The organism is Mesorhizobium sp. C264A, from assembly GCF_040324515.1.
Classification (GTDB): Bacteria; Pseudomonadota; Alphaproteobacteria; order Rhizobiales; family Rhizobiaceae; genus Mesorhizobium.
In genome coordinates this window covers 616,220-629,637 of the sequence record NZ_JAMYVY010000001.1, presented here as the reverse complement: position 1 = coordinate 629,637, position 13,418 = coordinate 616,220, and the positions used below count along the sequence as shown (strand labels likewise).

Annotated in this window: 11 protein-coding genes; 2 read left to right on the top strand and 9 right to left on the bottom strand. The window is 62.9% G+C overall.

Annotated elements, in window-relative coordinates; all coding sequences use genetic code 11:
• Nucleotides 1-148: 148 nt before the first annotated feature.
• Both msuE and NKL04_RS03070 read right to left on the bottom strand, forming a co-directional pair.
• Nucleotides 149-709, bottom strand: coding sequence for an FMN reductase (gene msuE, locus NKL04_RS03075; protein WP_023702142.1), 561 nt, complete (start codon nucleotides 707-709; stop codon nucleotides 149-151).
• A 125-nt stretch (nucleotides 710-834) separates the two neighbouring features.
• Nucleotides 835-1,653, bottom strand: a complete 819-nt coding sequence (locus tag NKL04_RS03070) for a glutathione S-transferase family protein (RefSeq protein WP_023702141.1) — start codon at nucleotides 1,651-1,653, stop codon at nucleotides 835-837.
• Between NKL04_RS03070 and NKL04_RS03065 the strand changes: the two genes are divergently transcribed.
• The gene (locus NKL04_RS03065; RefSeq protein ID WP_023702140.1) at nucleotides 1,639-2,526 is read left to right on the top strand and encodes an AraC family transcriptional regulator; all 888 of its coding nucleotides are present in this window, start codon (nucleotides 1,639-1,641) and stop codon (nucleotides 2,524-2,526) included. The two genes, NKL04_RS03070 and NKL04_RS03065, sit on opposite strands and share 15 nt — an antisense overlap.
• Nucleotides 2,527-2,633: 107 nt before the next feature.
• Complete coding sequence (locus NKL04_RS03060) at nucleotides 2,634-4,280, top strand: acetolactate synthase large subunit (RefSeq protein ID WP_023702139.1); 1,647 nt, start codon at nucleotides 2,634-2,636, stop codon at nucleotides 4,278-4,280.
• A 29-nt stretch (nucleotides 4,281-4,309) separates the two neighbouring features.
• Here the strand turns inward: NKL04_RS03060 and NKL04_RS03055 are convergent, their stop codons facing one another.
• From NKL04_RS03055 to NKL04_RS03025, 7 genes are all read right to left on the bottom strand, one after another.
• Nucleotides 4,310-5,680, bottom strand: coding sequence for an alpha-glucosidase/alpha-galactosidase (locus NKL04_RS03055; protein WP_023702138.1), 1,371 nt, complete (start codon nucleotides 5,678-5,680; stop codon nucleotides 4,310-4,312).
• Between the two features lie 21 nt (nucleotides 5,681-5,701).
• Nucleotides 5,702-7,369, bottom strand: coding sequence for an ABC transporter ATP-binding protein (locus tag NKL04_RS03050; protein WP_031209647.1), 1,668 nt, complete (start codon nucleotides 7,367-7,369; stop codon nucleotides 5,702-5,704).
• Between the two features lie 10 nt (nucleotides 7,370-7,379).
• The gene (locus tag NKL04_RS03045; RefSeq protein ID WP_023702136.1) at nucleotides 7,380-8,516 is read right to left on the bottom strand and encodes an ABC transporter permease; all 1,137 of its coding nucleotides are present in this window, start codon (nucleotides 8,514-8,516) and stop codon (nucleotides 7,380-7,382) included.
• Nucleotides 8,517-9,524, bottom strand: coding sequence for an ABC transporter permease (locus NKL04_RS03040; protein WP_023702135.1), 1,008 nt, complete (start codon nucleotides 9,522-9,524; stop codon nucleotides 8,517-8,519). It abuts the gene before it with no gap.
• Nucleotides 9,525-9,623: 99 nt separating this feature from the next.
• Nucleotides 9,624-11,711, bottom strand: a complete 2,088-nt coding sequence (locus tag NKL04_RS03035; protein WP_031198399.1) for an ABC transporter substrate-binding protein — start codon at nucleotides 11,709-11,711, stop codon at nucleotides 9,624-9,626.
• Nucleotides 11,666-11,818 carry a hypothetical protein gene (locus NKL04_RS03030; RefSeq protein ID WP_352724097.1) on the bottom strand — a complete coding sequence of 51 codons (153 nt, stop codon included), beginning with the start codon at nucleotides 11,816-11,818 and terminating at the stop codon, nucleotides 11,666-11,668. The genes NKL04_RS03035 and NKL04_RS03030 overlap by 46 nt, the downstream gene beginning before the upstream one ends.
• A 110-nt stretch (nucleotides 11,819-11,928) precedes the next feature.
• Complete coding sequence (locus NKL04_RS03025) at nucleotides 11,929-13,395, bottom strand: alpha-glucosidase/alpha-galactosidase (protein ID WP_031197811.1); 1,467 nt, start codon at nucleotides 13,393-13,395, stop codon at nucleotides 11,929-11,931.
• Between the last annotated feature and the right edge of the window lie 23 nt (nucleotides 13,396-13,418).

The following is a 13,418-nucleotide window of genomic DNA, read 5'->3' as shown; positions in this document are numbered from 1 at the left end:
ATCCGTCTGAAATGGATTTCGGAGTTGGCCAAGCCGCGTTGTCATCGTCGCTCAGGATGACCGCAAGCGCGGGAACCTTTGCACGGCGATACCCCGCCAGGCCTGGCCGGCGGGGTATTGATTTGCGGATGACGTAAAAGTCTGCGTGCTATCCGGCCGCGACGCCGGCAGCTGCGCGATTGGCCAGCACCAGCCCGACCTCGCCGACAACCTGCTCGACGCGCTTCAGGATGGGTTCGGCCCGCAGCACGCCGTCGGAAAAGTCCTTGTCCGTGGCATAGACCCCTGTCGGCAGCGTCAGCGCCTCGAAGAAGCCGAACAACGGCCGCAACTGGTGCTCGACGATCAACGCGTGGCGATCGTTGCCGCCGGTGGCAAGCAGCACCATCGGCTTGCCGCGCAAGGCGGCGGGATCGAACAGATCGAAGAAGTGCTTGAACAGGCCGGTGTAGCTGCCCTTGTAGGTCGGCGACCCCACCACCAGCACATCGGCATTGACGACGCCGTCGAAGATTGCCCGTGCCTGGCCGTCGAGATCGCGCGCCCATTTGGCAGCGCCGAGCGACGGGCCGAGGTCTTCGATGTCATAGGTGCTCGCCGACAGGCCATGCTGGCGCGCAATATCCCTGACAACCTGGTCGACAAAACCACGCGTCTTGGACGGCCTGGTGAAATTGCCGGAAAACCCGACGACGGTTGGATTGGGCATGTTTCTCTCACCTCTCGCGGCGGGGTTTCATACCGAATATTTACAGGCTTGCGCCTGCCGCAAGAAGCAAATGACTGACCTTGCAGCACCATAGTGAGGAATTTTTTTCCGTTTGCCCGCTCGTCTCAGGCCGCGAGAAGCGGGCCATAGGATTCCAGGTAGAAGCCGGGCGACCTGGCGCAGGTCCGCACCGCCTCCCTGGCGGCAACCGTTTCCTGCCACCGCAGCAGGCGCTCGCATTCGGTCGGCATGACGAAGCCCAGATATTTCTCAAGCACGCACAGCTGTTCGAACCAGGGATAGAAGGCGATGTCGGCGGCGCTGAATTCCGAGCCCAGCAAAAACCGTTCGTCCGCCCCTCGCAGGGCGAAGGCATGCTGTTCCACAAAGCGCAGATCGTCGGCAAGCTGGGCCTTGATCCGCTTATGAACCATAGCGTCGGAACTGTGCATCATGGTTGCCGTCCGGGCGTAAAGCTGCGTGTCGGCGAAGCTGATCCAGATGCGCGCCTCAGCGCGGGCCTGAGCATCCCTGGGGAAAATCGGCCGTTCGGGGAATGCATCATCGAGATATTCGCAGATGATCGACGACTCCCTGACATATTGCCCCTGATGGCGCAGCAGCGGCACCTTTCCCGTCGGCGTGAGTTTCAGGAACCACGCCGGCTTGTTGCGCAGATCGATTTCGATTTCCGTCGCCTGCAGGCCTTTCTCGGCAAGGGCGAGCCTGACACGGTGCGCATAGGGACAAAGCTGCGCGACAAAAAGCTCGATTGGCGGCATGAATAACTCCTGAGTTTCGTTATCGCCGACAAGCGGCCTGTCGGGCATAGCTAGGTCCAGTAAGGCCGGCGCGCTATTCGACAGCGTCTGGATTGATTTATCGATCGTCTGTTTCTGGAGCGAAGCGTGGACCTCCTGGCTACCCTCATGCGCGAATTGCACTTCGCAGCCGCCGGGTACCGGCGCCTCGAACTGGCCGCGCCCTGGGCGATCTCGTTCAGCCAGGCTGGGCTTCGCGGCATTCACGTCGTCATCAAGGGGCGATGCGAGGCGGTGTTCGGTGAGGAAGATGTCGAGCCTCTCGATGCCGGCGACCTGATCATTGCACCGCGCGCCGATCCGCATGTGCTGCGGTCGCCCGGCGCGCTCAAAAGCGCGAACGTCCCCGCCGCCGAACTGGCGACCCAAACCGCAGCCGGGCGTATTCGCAGCGGCGGCGAAGGCGAAAAGACCGTCATCCTGTGCGGCGCCTTCGCCTTTCGCGACGCCGACCATCCGGCACTTGCCGGCCTGCCGCGCATCGTTCACGTCCGGGGATCGAATGGCCGTCTGCCCAAATGGCTGCGTGGCTATGTCGAGGCCTTGCTGGTGGAAGCGACCGACGAAGGTCCCGGCAGCGACGTGGTCATGGCTCGCCTATCTGGGGCCATCGTCACGCGCGCCTTGCGCTCCGGTCTGGAAAGCATGGACAATCCAGGTTGGCTGAGGGGATTGCAGGACCCCGCGATCGCCAGAGCGCTCGCGACCCTGCATGAAGCCTATGGCCACGACTGGACGATCGAGACCCTGGCACGCGCGGTCGGGCTCTCCAGGGCAACCTTTGCCGCCCGCTTTCGCGATCTCGTCGGCGAAGCGCTCATGGCCTATCTCTTCGGCTGCCGCATGCGGCAGGCCAGCCGGCTGCTGCACGAGGGCAAGAGCCTGGGCCAAGTCGCCGAGGCGGTCGGCTACAGCTCGGAAGCCGCCTTCTCCACCGCCTTCAGCCGCCACGCCGGCGTCTCGCCCGGCCAATTCAGGAAACGGAAGGATCTGTAAGGCAGAGCGATATTGGCGGCGGCCGGGCCTCGCGGTAGGACTTTGCCAGCACTATGTCTGATCATATCCCGACGCGGTTCGCCGCCGCTTTGCCCAGGAGATGCTTCGTGCCCAAAGGTTCTGACCTGCTTGTTGCCGCCCTCGAGAATGAGGGCGTCGATCGCATCTTCGGCATTCCCGGCGAAGAAAACTTGGACGTCGTCGAATCCATCCGCAAATCGTCGATCCAGCTGATTTTGACCCGCCATGAGCAGGCAGCCGCCTTTATGGCCGCCACCCATGGCAGGCTCACCGGCAAGCCAGGTGTGTGCATCACCACGCTGGGACCCGGCGCCCTGAACCTGACGACGGGTGCCGCCTATGCGCTGCTCGGCGCCATGCCGATGATCATGATCACCGGGCAGAAGGGCATCCGCTCGTCGCGCCAGGCCCGCTTCCAGATCGTTGACATCGTCGCCGCGATGAAGCCGTTGACCAAGCTGTCACGTCAGATCATCTCGGCGAAGACCATTCCCGCCGTGGTGCGCGAAGCGTTTCGGATTGCCGAGGAGGAGCGTCCGGGGCCGGTGCATCTGGAACTGCCCGAAGACATCGCGGCCGAGGAGTGCGACGATGTCGCGTTGATCCCGCCGCATCCGGTCGAGCTTCCGCTGGCCAGCCCGCTGGCGCTCGACCGTGCCGCTGAGATGATCATCAAGGCGCAGCGTCCGCTGGCGATGCTGGGCGCCGCCGCGTCGCGGCCGCGCTCAACCTCCGACCTCGCCCAGTTCGTTATCAGAACCGGCATTCCCTATTTCACCACGCAGATGGGCAAGGGCACGGTGCCTGGCGGAACCGAGCTCTATATGGGCACCGCCGCGCTGTCCGAGCGCGACTATGTCCATGAGGCGATAGAGCAGGCCGACCTCATCATCACCATCGGCCACGACACGATCGAGAAGCCGCCCTTCATTATGGGCGACAAGGGACCGAAGGTGATCCATGTCGGCTACCAGCCGGCCAATGTCGAGCAGGTCTATTTCCCGCAGACCGAAGTGATCGGCGACATCGGCGCTTCGCTCAGGCTGCTTGCCGACCGGATCGAGGGCAAGATCCCCAACGCGCAGGCGCTACTGCCGCTGCGCGAAGGGATTTTGAGCCGCATTGCCACCCGCGCCACCGAAGACCGTTTCACGCCGCAGCGCTTGGTGCACGATGTGCGCGCTGTGATGCCGGCCGATGGCATCCTGGCGCTCGACAACGGCATGTACAAGATCTGGTTCGCGCGCAATTACCGCACGCGCGTCGCCAACACTTTGCTGCTCGACAACGCCCTGGCCACGATGGGCGCCGGCCTGCCGTCGGCGATGACGGCCGCGATGCTCTATCCCGCACGCCGCGTCATGGCGATCTGCGGCGATGGCGGCTTCATGATGAACAGCCAGGAACTGGAAACCGCCGTCAGGCTGAAGCTCAATTTGGTCGTGCTGATCATCGAGGACAATGCTTTCGGCATGATCCGCTGGAAGCAGGCGGTCGACCAGTTCCCCGATTTCGGCATGACCTTCGGCAATCCCGATTTCGTCCGCTATGCCGAGGCCTATGGCGCCAAGGGAACCAGGGTCGGCGCCGTCTCAGAAATACAATCGACGCTTGAACAGGCTTTTGCCGGCGGTGGCGTCCATCTCGTCGTCGTTCCGATCGACTATTCGGAGAACGAGCGCGTGCTGGTCGAGGAACTGCGCCACCGGTTGCCGGCGCCACCGGAGGCCTGACGGTGGAGTAGATACCGCCGCAGCAGCGCTCAGGCGGCCCGGACCTTGGCGCTCCCACGCGCCCAGGTCGGCAGCCAGTCGCCATGTGTCGCCAGCAACTCATCGACCAGCGCCCAGATCTGGTCGAGATCGAGTTCGGCCGCCGTATGCGGGTCCATCATCGCCGCGTGGTAGATGTGCTCGCGGTTTTCGGTCATCAACGCCTGCACCGTCAGTTCCTGCACATTGATGTTGGTGCGTATCAACGCGGTGAGTTGCGGCGGCAGCTCGCCAATATAGGTCGGCTGGATGCCGGAGGCGTCCACCAGACACGGCACCTCGGCGGCGCAATTGTCCGGCAGCGAGGTGATGCAGCCATTGTTGCGGACATTGCCGTAGATCACCGAAGGCTCCCCGGTCCACACCGAGTTCATGATCGAGGACGCGTATTCCTTCGATTGCTCGACCTCGATGCGGTCGGCCGAGCGATAGGCCTCGGCCTGGCCCTTCCAGCGCTCGATCTGTTCGATGCAGCGCTTGGGATATTCGTCGAGCGGAATGCCGAACTTGTCGATCAGGTCGGGGCGGCCTTCCTTGATGAAATAGGGCGTGTATTCGGCGAAATGCTCGGAGCTTTCGGTGACGAAATAGCCGAGCCGCGTCAGCATCTCGTAGCGCACCTTGTTGGGGCAGCGCGGGTTCCAGCCCGGCTTCGGCGCCCTGCCTTCGCGATAGGCGCGGACCAGGTCCGGATAGAGGTTGCGGTAAGAGCCATCCGGCTGCCGGTGCTCGAACTTCAGGTAGAAGGCCATGTGGTTGATGCCGGCCGAGCGGTAGCGTATCTCGTCGTAGGGAATGTCGAGATCGTGCGCCAGTTCCATCGCCGTGCCCTGCACCGAGTGGCAGAGGCCTACCTGTTTGATCTCAGGGTATTTCTCTGAGATCGCCCAGGTGTTGATCGCCATCGGGTTGACATATTGCAGCATGATCGCGTCGGGGCAGACGGCCAGCATGTCCTCGCAGATCTTCCACAGATGCGGCACGGTCCGGAGGCCGCGCATGATGCCCCCGACGCCGAGCGTGTCGGCAATGGTCTGGCGCAGGCCGTATTTCTTCGGCACCTCGAAATCGGTGACGGTGCAGGGCTCAAAGCCGCCGATCTGGAAGGCGACGACGACGAAGTCGGCACCGGCGAGCGCCTTGCGTTGGTCGGAATAGGTCTCGGCCTTCGCCTTCACGCCCAGCGTCGCGATCAGCTTGTTGACGACTATGGCGCTCTCTTCCAGCCGCTGCGGATTGATGTCCATCAGCGCGATCGTCGCGCCTGACAGCGATGGCCGCTGCAGCACGTCGCCGACAATGTTCTTCATGAACACGGTCGAACCCGCGCCAATGAAGGTGATCCTGGGATGTCTTGCCACTATTAAACCTCCGGCACTTTGCTACGCCACGTCGAAGGCGGCCCTGACGAGCCGTTCGGTGTAGGCGGTCTTGGGATGGGTGAGGACCTCGTCCACGGGTCCCTGTTCGACGATCTTGCCGTTCTGCATGACGATGACACGGTGGCAGAGCGCGCGCACGACCTTGAGGTCGTGCGAAATGAAGAGATAGCTAAGGCCGCGTTCGTCCTGCAGCTTGCGCAACAGGTCGATGATCTGCGCCTGCACCGAAAGGTCGAGCGCCGATGTCGGTTCGTCGAGCAGGATGAATTCGGGCTCCAGCGCGATGGCTCGGGCAATGGCGATGCGCTGCCGCTGGCCGCCGGAAAATTCGTGCGGGAACCGCGACAGGATATCGCCGGGCATGCCGGCGCTGACCAGGGCGTCGCGCACCCGACCGACCCGCTCGCGCCGTGTCGCGCCGATCCTGTTGACGACCAGCCCTTCCTCGATGATCTGGCCGATCGTCATACGCGGGTTAAGCGACGAGAACGGATCCTGAAAAACGACCTGCATGCGCGAGCGCAGCGGCCGCATCCCGGCGCGCGACAGGCCGTGGATCGGCTGGCCGTCGAAGCTGACCTCGCCGCGCTTGGCCTCGGTGAGCTTGAGCAAGGCGAGACCGAACGTGGTCTTGCCGGAGCCGGATTCGCCGACCAGCCCCAGTGTTTCGTGGCGGCAAAGCTTCAGGCCGAGATCGTCGACGGCGACCAGTTCGCGCCAGTCCGGCTTCAGGAAGCTGCCATGGCGCAGCATGAAGCAGACGCGCATATCGCGGGCCTCGAGGATGGTGCCGCTGTTTTCCGGCAGCGGCTGCGGCTTGCCGTGCGGCTCGGACGCGAGCAGCCGCTTGGTATAGGCATGCTGCGGGTCGGCGAACAGCCGCTCGGTAACGTTGTGCTCGCACATCTCGCCATGCTGCATGACATAGACATAGTCCGAGAATTTCCGCACCACGGTGAGGTCGTGGGTGATCAGGATGACCGCCATCCTGAGTTCTTTTTGCAGATTGCGGATCAAATTGAGGATCTGCGCCTGCACCGTGACGTCGAGCGCCGTCGTCGGCTCGTCAGCGATCAGCACATCGGGGTCGTTGGCGAGCGCCATGGCGATCATCACGCGCTGGCGCTGCCCGCCCGACATCTGGTGCGGATACTGTTTGATGCGCGCTTCCGGCTCGGGGATCTGGACATGCCGCAAAAGCTCGAGCGCCCGCGCCCAGGCTTGCTTGCGGCTGACCTTTCGATGCACTCTGATCGCCTCGACGATCTGACTGCCGACCGTATAGATCGGGTTGAGCGAGCTCATCGGCTCCTGGAAGATCATCGAGATGCGATTGCCGCGCAACTTGCGCCGGGCGCTCTCGGGGAATTTCAGTATGTCCTGCCCGCAATGGTCAATGGTGGATTTCGGCGACACGGTGGCCCGCTTTGACAAGAGCCCCATGACAGCGCGCGCCGTCACCGACTTGCCGGAACCGGACTCGCCGACGATGGCGATCGTCTCCCCGCGATAGAGCTGGAACGAGACATCCTTCACCGCGTCGACGACGCCGTGCTCGACCTTGAAGGCGACCTCGATGTTGCGGGCATCGATGATGGGTTGGTCGTGGCGGCCGGCATGGTCGAACCGGACGGCTGGTGCGAAGGTGGCTGCGAGCGCTACAGTCATCCCGGCCACCTCAATAAGGATCGACGGCATCGCGCAGGCCGTCGCCCAGCGCGTTGAAGGCAAAGACGGTGATCAGCACGAAGCCGACCGGCGACAGGATCCACGGATAGGTGCCGATGACCGAATAGGTAGCCGTGTCCTGCAGCATCAGCCCCCATGAGATCAGCGGCGGTTTCACCGCGAAGCCGAGGAAGCCGAGAAAGGCTTCGAGCAGTACCACCGTCGGGATCGCGATCGTCACGGCGACGATGACGTGGCTCATCACATTGGGAAAAATGTGCTGCATGATGATACGCATGTCGGTGGCGCCAACCGCCATGGCGGCGCGCACATAGTCGATCCGCGCCAGCGCCAGCGTCTTGCCGCGCACCTCGCGCGACATCTGCGCCCAGCCCAGCGCCGACATGACGATGATGACGAAGGCGAGGAAGACGTTGGTCGGCGCGGTCACCGGGATCAGCGTCGTCAGCGCAAGATAAAGCGGCAATTGCGGGAAGGCGAGCACCAGCTCGACGAAGCGCTGCATCCAGACGTCGAAGCGGCCGCCGAAATAGCCGGAGACCATGCCGACCGTGGTGCCGATGACGGTGATGATGAACACCACCGTCAGCGCAATCATCAGCGAGACGCGCGAGCCCTGGATGGCGCGCGACAGCACATCGCGGCCGAATTTGTCGGTGCCGAGAAAATGCACCGGCTGGCCGTCGGCCGAAGCGAAGAAATGCCGTTTGGCGGGGATCAGGCCAAGCAGCCGGTAGTCCGCGCCCTTGACGAAGAAGCCGAGCAGGCGCGGATGCTCGTAATCCGGCCCGACGACCGGCTGGAAGGTGACCGGGTCAAGGTCTGCAGAATCCGCCAGCGCATAGACCCGCGGCTGGAGCACGAAATTCCCGTCTCTGTCGTGAAAACTCATCACTTGCGGCGGGGCGAAAGCGACATCGGTCACCTTGGGGTCCATCGGCGCGAAGAAATCGGCAAACAGCGCCATCAGCACCAGAAGCACGACCAGGATCAGCCCAGCCATGCCGGTCCAGGAGCGCCTCAGCCGGCGCCAGACCAGCGCCATATAGCTCTCATTGCCGCGCGGGGTCGCAATCGCGGTTGCTTCAGCCGGGGGCGGCGGCGGGGATGGGTCACGCGCCAGCATCTAGCTCTCCCTGAACTGGCGCACGCGCGGATCGAGCAGCGCGAGCAGCATGTCGGCGATGATGTTGCCGACGATCAGCGTTGCCGACAGCACCATCATGAAGGTCGCCGTGACGTAGACGTCGCCGACCGCCATCGAGCCGACGATGGCTGGCCCGACCGTCGGCAACGCAAAGATGATCGCCGTCTCGATCTCGCCGGTCAGCATGTAGGGCAGCACCACGCCCTGATACATGATGAGCGGATGCAGCGCGTTGGGCACGGCATGGCGCATGACGACGGCGCTGCCGGTCAGGCCCTTGGCCTTGGCCGTCTCGACATATTGCGCGTTCAGCGTATCGAGCAGATTGCCGCGCATGACGCGCATATTGTAGGCGAGCCCGCCGAAGGTGGCGATCGCCACCACCGGCCAGACATGCTTGACGAGGTCGGCGAATTTCGCCCACGACCACGGCGCGCCGCCATATTGCGGCGAGAAGAAGCTGCCGATCTCCGACACGTTGAACTGGAAGACCAGGAGATAGACGATGATCAGCGCCATCAGGAAGCGCGGCACCGTCATGCCGAGGAAGGAGATTGCCGACAGCGCCGAGTCAATCCAGGTGTATTGCCTGGTCGCCGCCCAGATGCCGAAGGTGATGCCGAGCACCGAGGCCAGGAGATGGCAGACCAGCGCCAGCAGCAGCGTGCGCGGCAGCCGCTCGCCGACCACGGCGGCGACCGGCTTGTTGTAATAGAGGCTGTAGCCGAAATCACCGCGGGTGACGATGCCGGCGACCCAGTTCAGGTACTGGACGGGCAGCGGTTTATCGAGGCCGTGCTCGACCCGATAGGCCTGCGCCTGCGCGTCGGCTTCGGCAAAAGACGCCCCGCCCTGGTTGATGAGCTGCGAGCGGATATAGTCGGCATAGTCGCCCGGCGGCGCCTGGATGATGGCAAAGGTGACCAGGCTCAGGATGACCATGACCGGGACCGCCGATGCTATGCGCATGGCCAGGAATCGCAGCATCGGACCGTTTCTCCTCCTTTGATCTAATCTGTTGCCGCTGACCTTACTCCGTCCCGGCCGCGCGCGCAGCGCGGCCGGGCGTCAGCCAGGGGAGGAAACTCAGTTCGTCGGACCCTTGTCGCCGGGCTTGCCGGGAAGCTGGTCGGGAAAGAGTTCGTATTTTTGCTGCTTGTCGGCGGCGACGAAGACGCGTTCGCGCACGATCGAATCCTCGGCCCAGTTGAACATGAAGATCGGCGTTCCCTGCGGGATGTTGGAGAAGCGCTTGTTGATGATCAGGGCGCCGGGATATTCGGTCAGTCCGATATTGTAGACATGCTCCGTCGAGATCTTCTGGAACGTCTTCATCAGGCTGGCGCGCTCGTCATTGTCTGACGAGGAGACGAACTTGTTGACGATGTCGACAAGCTCCTTTTCGAACGGCATCAGGTCGACCACGCCGCTTTCGGGCGCGCGGTGATCCCAGCTGGTCTTGGGTCCGACGGGCGCGAGTTGCACGGTATTCTGCACGACGGAAGTCAGCTCCTGCTCGTTGCGCCTGATCAGCCAGTCGAAGCGGCCGGAATATTGCGAGGCATCACGCTGGGTGCCGTTGAGGCCGTTGAGCACGACCCTGATGCCAAGCTTTTCCATCTGGCCGACGACGCCTTCGGCGAGGCTCTTGTCAGTGCCGTAGTCATTGTTGACCAGCATCACGATCTCGACATTCTTGCCGCCGGCGGTCCCGGCCGGGAAGTTCACGAAGCCGTCGCCATCCGTATCCTTGAGACCAGCCTTGGCCAGTTCCGCCTTGGCGCCCTCGATGTCGAAGGGATAGTAGACGGTCGAGTTGCGGTCATAGAAGCTGGTGCCCGAGGAAAAGCCACCGGGGTAGATGGCGGTGAACGGCCCCTTGACCAGCGAGTCGCCGAGCGCCTTGCGGTCGAGCGCCATGGTGATGCCCTTGCGGAAGTCCTCATTGCGATTGAGCTCGCGGATCGCCTGGCCGCGTTCGTCGGGATTGCCCCAGCCATTGGCGGAAAAGTTCATGCGCAGATTGTAGCCGATCAGGCGCGGGCCAAAGGCGAGCCGGGCCGGCGCGTCCTTGTCCGCCGCTCGCTTCAGCGAAGCGACGAAATTCTCCGGCTGCTCGAGGTTGGAGAAGTCGGCGGCCCCTGCCACCGCCTGCACGTCGCGGTCGGCCCAGGTCGACAGCTTGTAGTGCAGTTCGTTGAGATAGGGCAGCTGGTTGCCCTTCTCGTCGACCTTCCAGTAGTAGGGATTGCGGCGCAAGACGATGATGTCGTCAGGCCTATACTCCACCGGCACCCAGGCGCCCATCACCGGAATGTTCATATATTCCGGCGGGAACGCGTTCTTGAACTGCTCGTAGGTATTCTTCGAGTACTTCGGATGCTGCGGCTTGAGGATATGCGCCGGGCCGGGGCAGAAGGTGCCATAGGCCATGGCGTAGAGATACTGTTTGGGGAAAGCGTCCTTGAAGGTCCACTCGACGGTGTAGTCGTCGACCTTCTTCAGCGTCGTGCCGACACCGAAGGTTTCCGCTGTGGCGCCGTTCAACGGCGAGACATTGGGGTCGACGACCTCATCGTCCCAGTAGAACATGACATCGTCGGCATTGAAGGCAACGCCGTCAGACCATTTGGCGCCTTCGACCAGGTGCATGGTCAGCGTGTGGCCATCCTTCGACCAGTCCCAGCTCCTGGCGAGGTTGGGCAGCGGCTCGGTGTCCTTGGCCTCGACCTGGAACAAAGGCGCGGTGCGCGTCAGGCATTCCGAAAGGCCGATGTCGATGCCGCCCCATCCTTGGGTCTGGCCGGCGCCATAATTCCAGCCTTCCGGCCGGCCGCCAATGACGTGGCGCATGGTGTCGCCATAAACGCCGATGCCGTCCGGCATGTTGCCGGTCTTGAACACCAGCGGCTCCTTCGGCAGGCGATCCTTGACCGGCGGCAGCTTGCCAGTCTTGACGTATTTCTCGGTGACCCACTCGGGCTCGTGATATTCGGGCAGCGCCTTGAACTCCAGGATGGAATCGCGGGCGACGTATTTGATCTTGCCCTCGGCGGGAAACGCCGCCGGCGCCGGCGGCGTGGTCGGCTCGGACGCGTATGCACTGCCAAGCGCCAATGCCGAGACGCTCAGCGCCAGCCCGGCGAGAATGCCAATTCTTCGCCCGGCGAGAATGCCAATTCTTCGCCCGGCGAGAATGCCAATTCTTCGCCCGGCGAGAATGCCAATTCTTCGCCCGGCGAGAATGCCAATTCTTCGACCGGCGAGAATGCCAATTCCACGAAAGTTCCTCATTGTGTTCCTCCCAGATGTTTCGACGTCTGCTGCTGCCGCATCTATTCATGACGGCTGATTGGCGAACCGGCCTCCCGCTGTCCGCCTGCCAGCATTCTCAGCCGGCCTGTTTCAGGGCCGTTTTTTCGGCGCGCAGTTCCTCGATCGAGCGCACTTTGCGCCGCGCCGCACCCGCCCAGTCGCGGGTTTTCACCATCGATTTCGAAAGCCGCTCCTTGGCGGCCGGCACGGCATCGGCGTATTGCGGCAGCCAACGCGCCTGGGCGACGACCATCTCGTCGACCATCTGCCAGACCTCTTCCGGCGTCGACACCGCACCCACCAGCGGATCGTGCAGCACCGCGAGCTTGAGCAGGTCAATGTCGCCCGTAACAGCCGCATGCACCGACATGCGCTGGACGTTGATCGAAGCCATGCAGGTGGCCGCGCAGGCTTCCGGCAGCGTGATGCCTGACGCCATGTTGATGCCGAAGCGATCGACGAAGCCGGGCGATTCGATGATCGCGTCCTGCGGCAGATTGGTGATGATGCCCGTGTTCTTGACGTTGAAGTGGCCGCGATAGACGCGGTTCGTCTCCAGCGCTTCGAGAATATGGCTGGCATGCTCGTTCGAGCGCTTCGATACGTCGAGCGGCTTCGACGCCGCTTCGAGGAATTGCGGATATTCCGTCTCGAACCAGTTGCGGGTTTCCGTGGAGTAGCGAAGATAGCCGCCGGTCTCGCCATGGATCCAGTCGGACATGTCGATCCAGCGGGTGATTTCGTCCGGCCGCTTGCGATACCAGGGCAGATATTCAGAGAGATGACCGTTGCTTTCGGTGGAGTAGACGCCGAAGCGCTTCAGCACGTCGATGCGCAGCTTTTCCTGCTGCGAATAGACCGGATGCGCCTCGAAGGCAGCCACCAGTTCGTCCTTGCCGATCTTGCGGCCGTTGAGCCGCAAATCGATGAACCAGGTCTGGTGGTTGATACCGGAGCAGACATAATCGAGTTCGCTGTGCGACTTGGCGCCGAGCACTTCGGCGATCTGTTCGGCGCCGTGCTGGACACCGTGGCAGAGGCCGACCGTATCGACCTTGCCATATTCGATCGCCGCCCAGGTGTTCATCGCCATCGGGTTGGCATAGTTGAGGAATTTGGCGCCTGGCTCGGCGACCTCCAATATGTCCTTGCAGAAGTCGAGGATGACCGGGATGTTGCGCTGGCCGTAGAGGATGCCCCCGGCGCAAATCGTGTCACCGACGCACTGGTCGATGCCGTATTTCAAGGGAATGCGGATATCGTCGGCATAGGCTTCGAGCCCGCCCACCCGCACGCAGCTGATGACGTAGCGCGCGCCTTCCAGCGCCTTGCGGCGGTCGGTCGTCGCCGTCACCCTGGTCGGCAGCTTGTTGGCCTCGACGATGCGGTCGAGGATCGCCTTGATCATTTGCAGATTGTGTTCGCTGAGATCGGTCAGCGCGAATTCGATGTCGCTGAATTCCGGGATGCACAAAATGTCGGTGAACAGCTTCTTGGTGAAGCCGACGCTGCCCGCGCCGATAATAGCGATTTTGAAACTCATCACCTTCACCTCGATCCATTCGA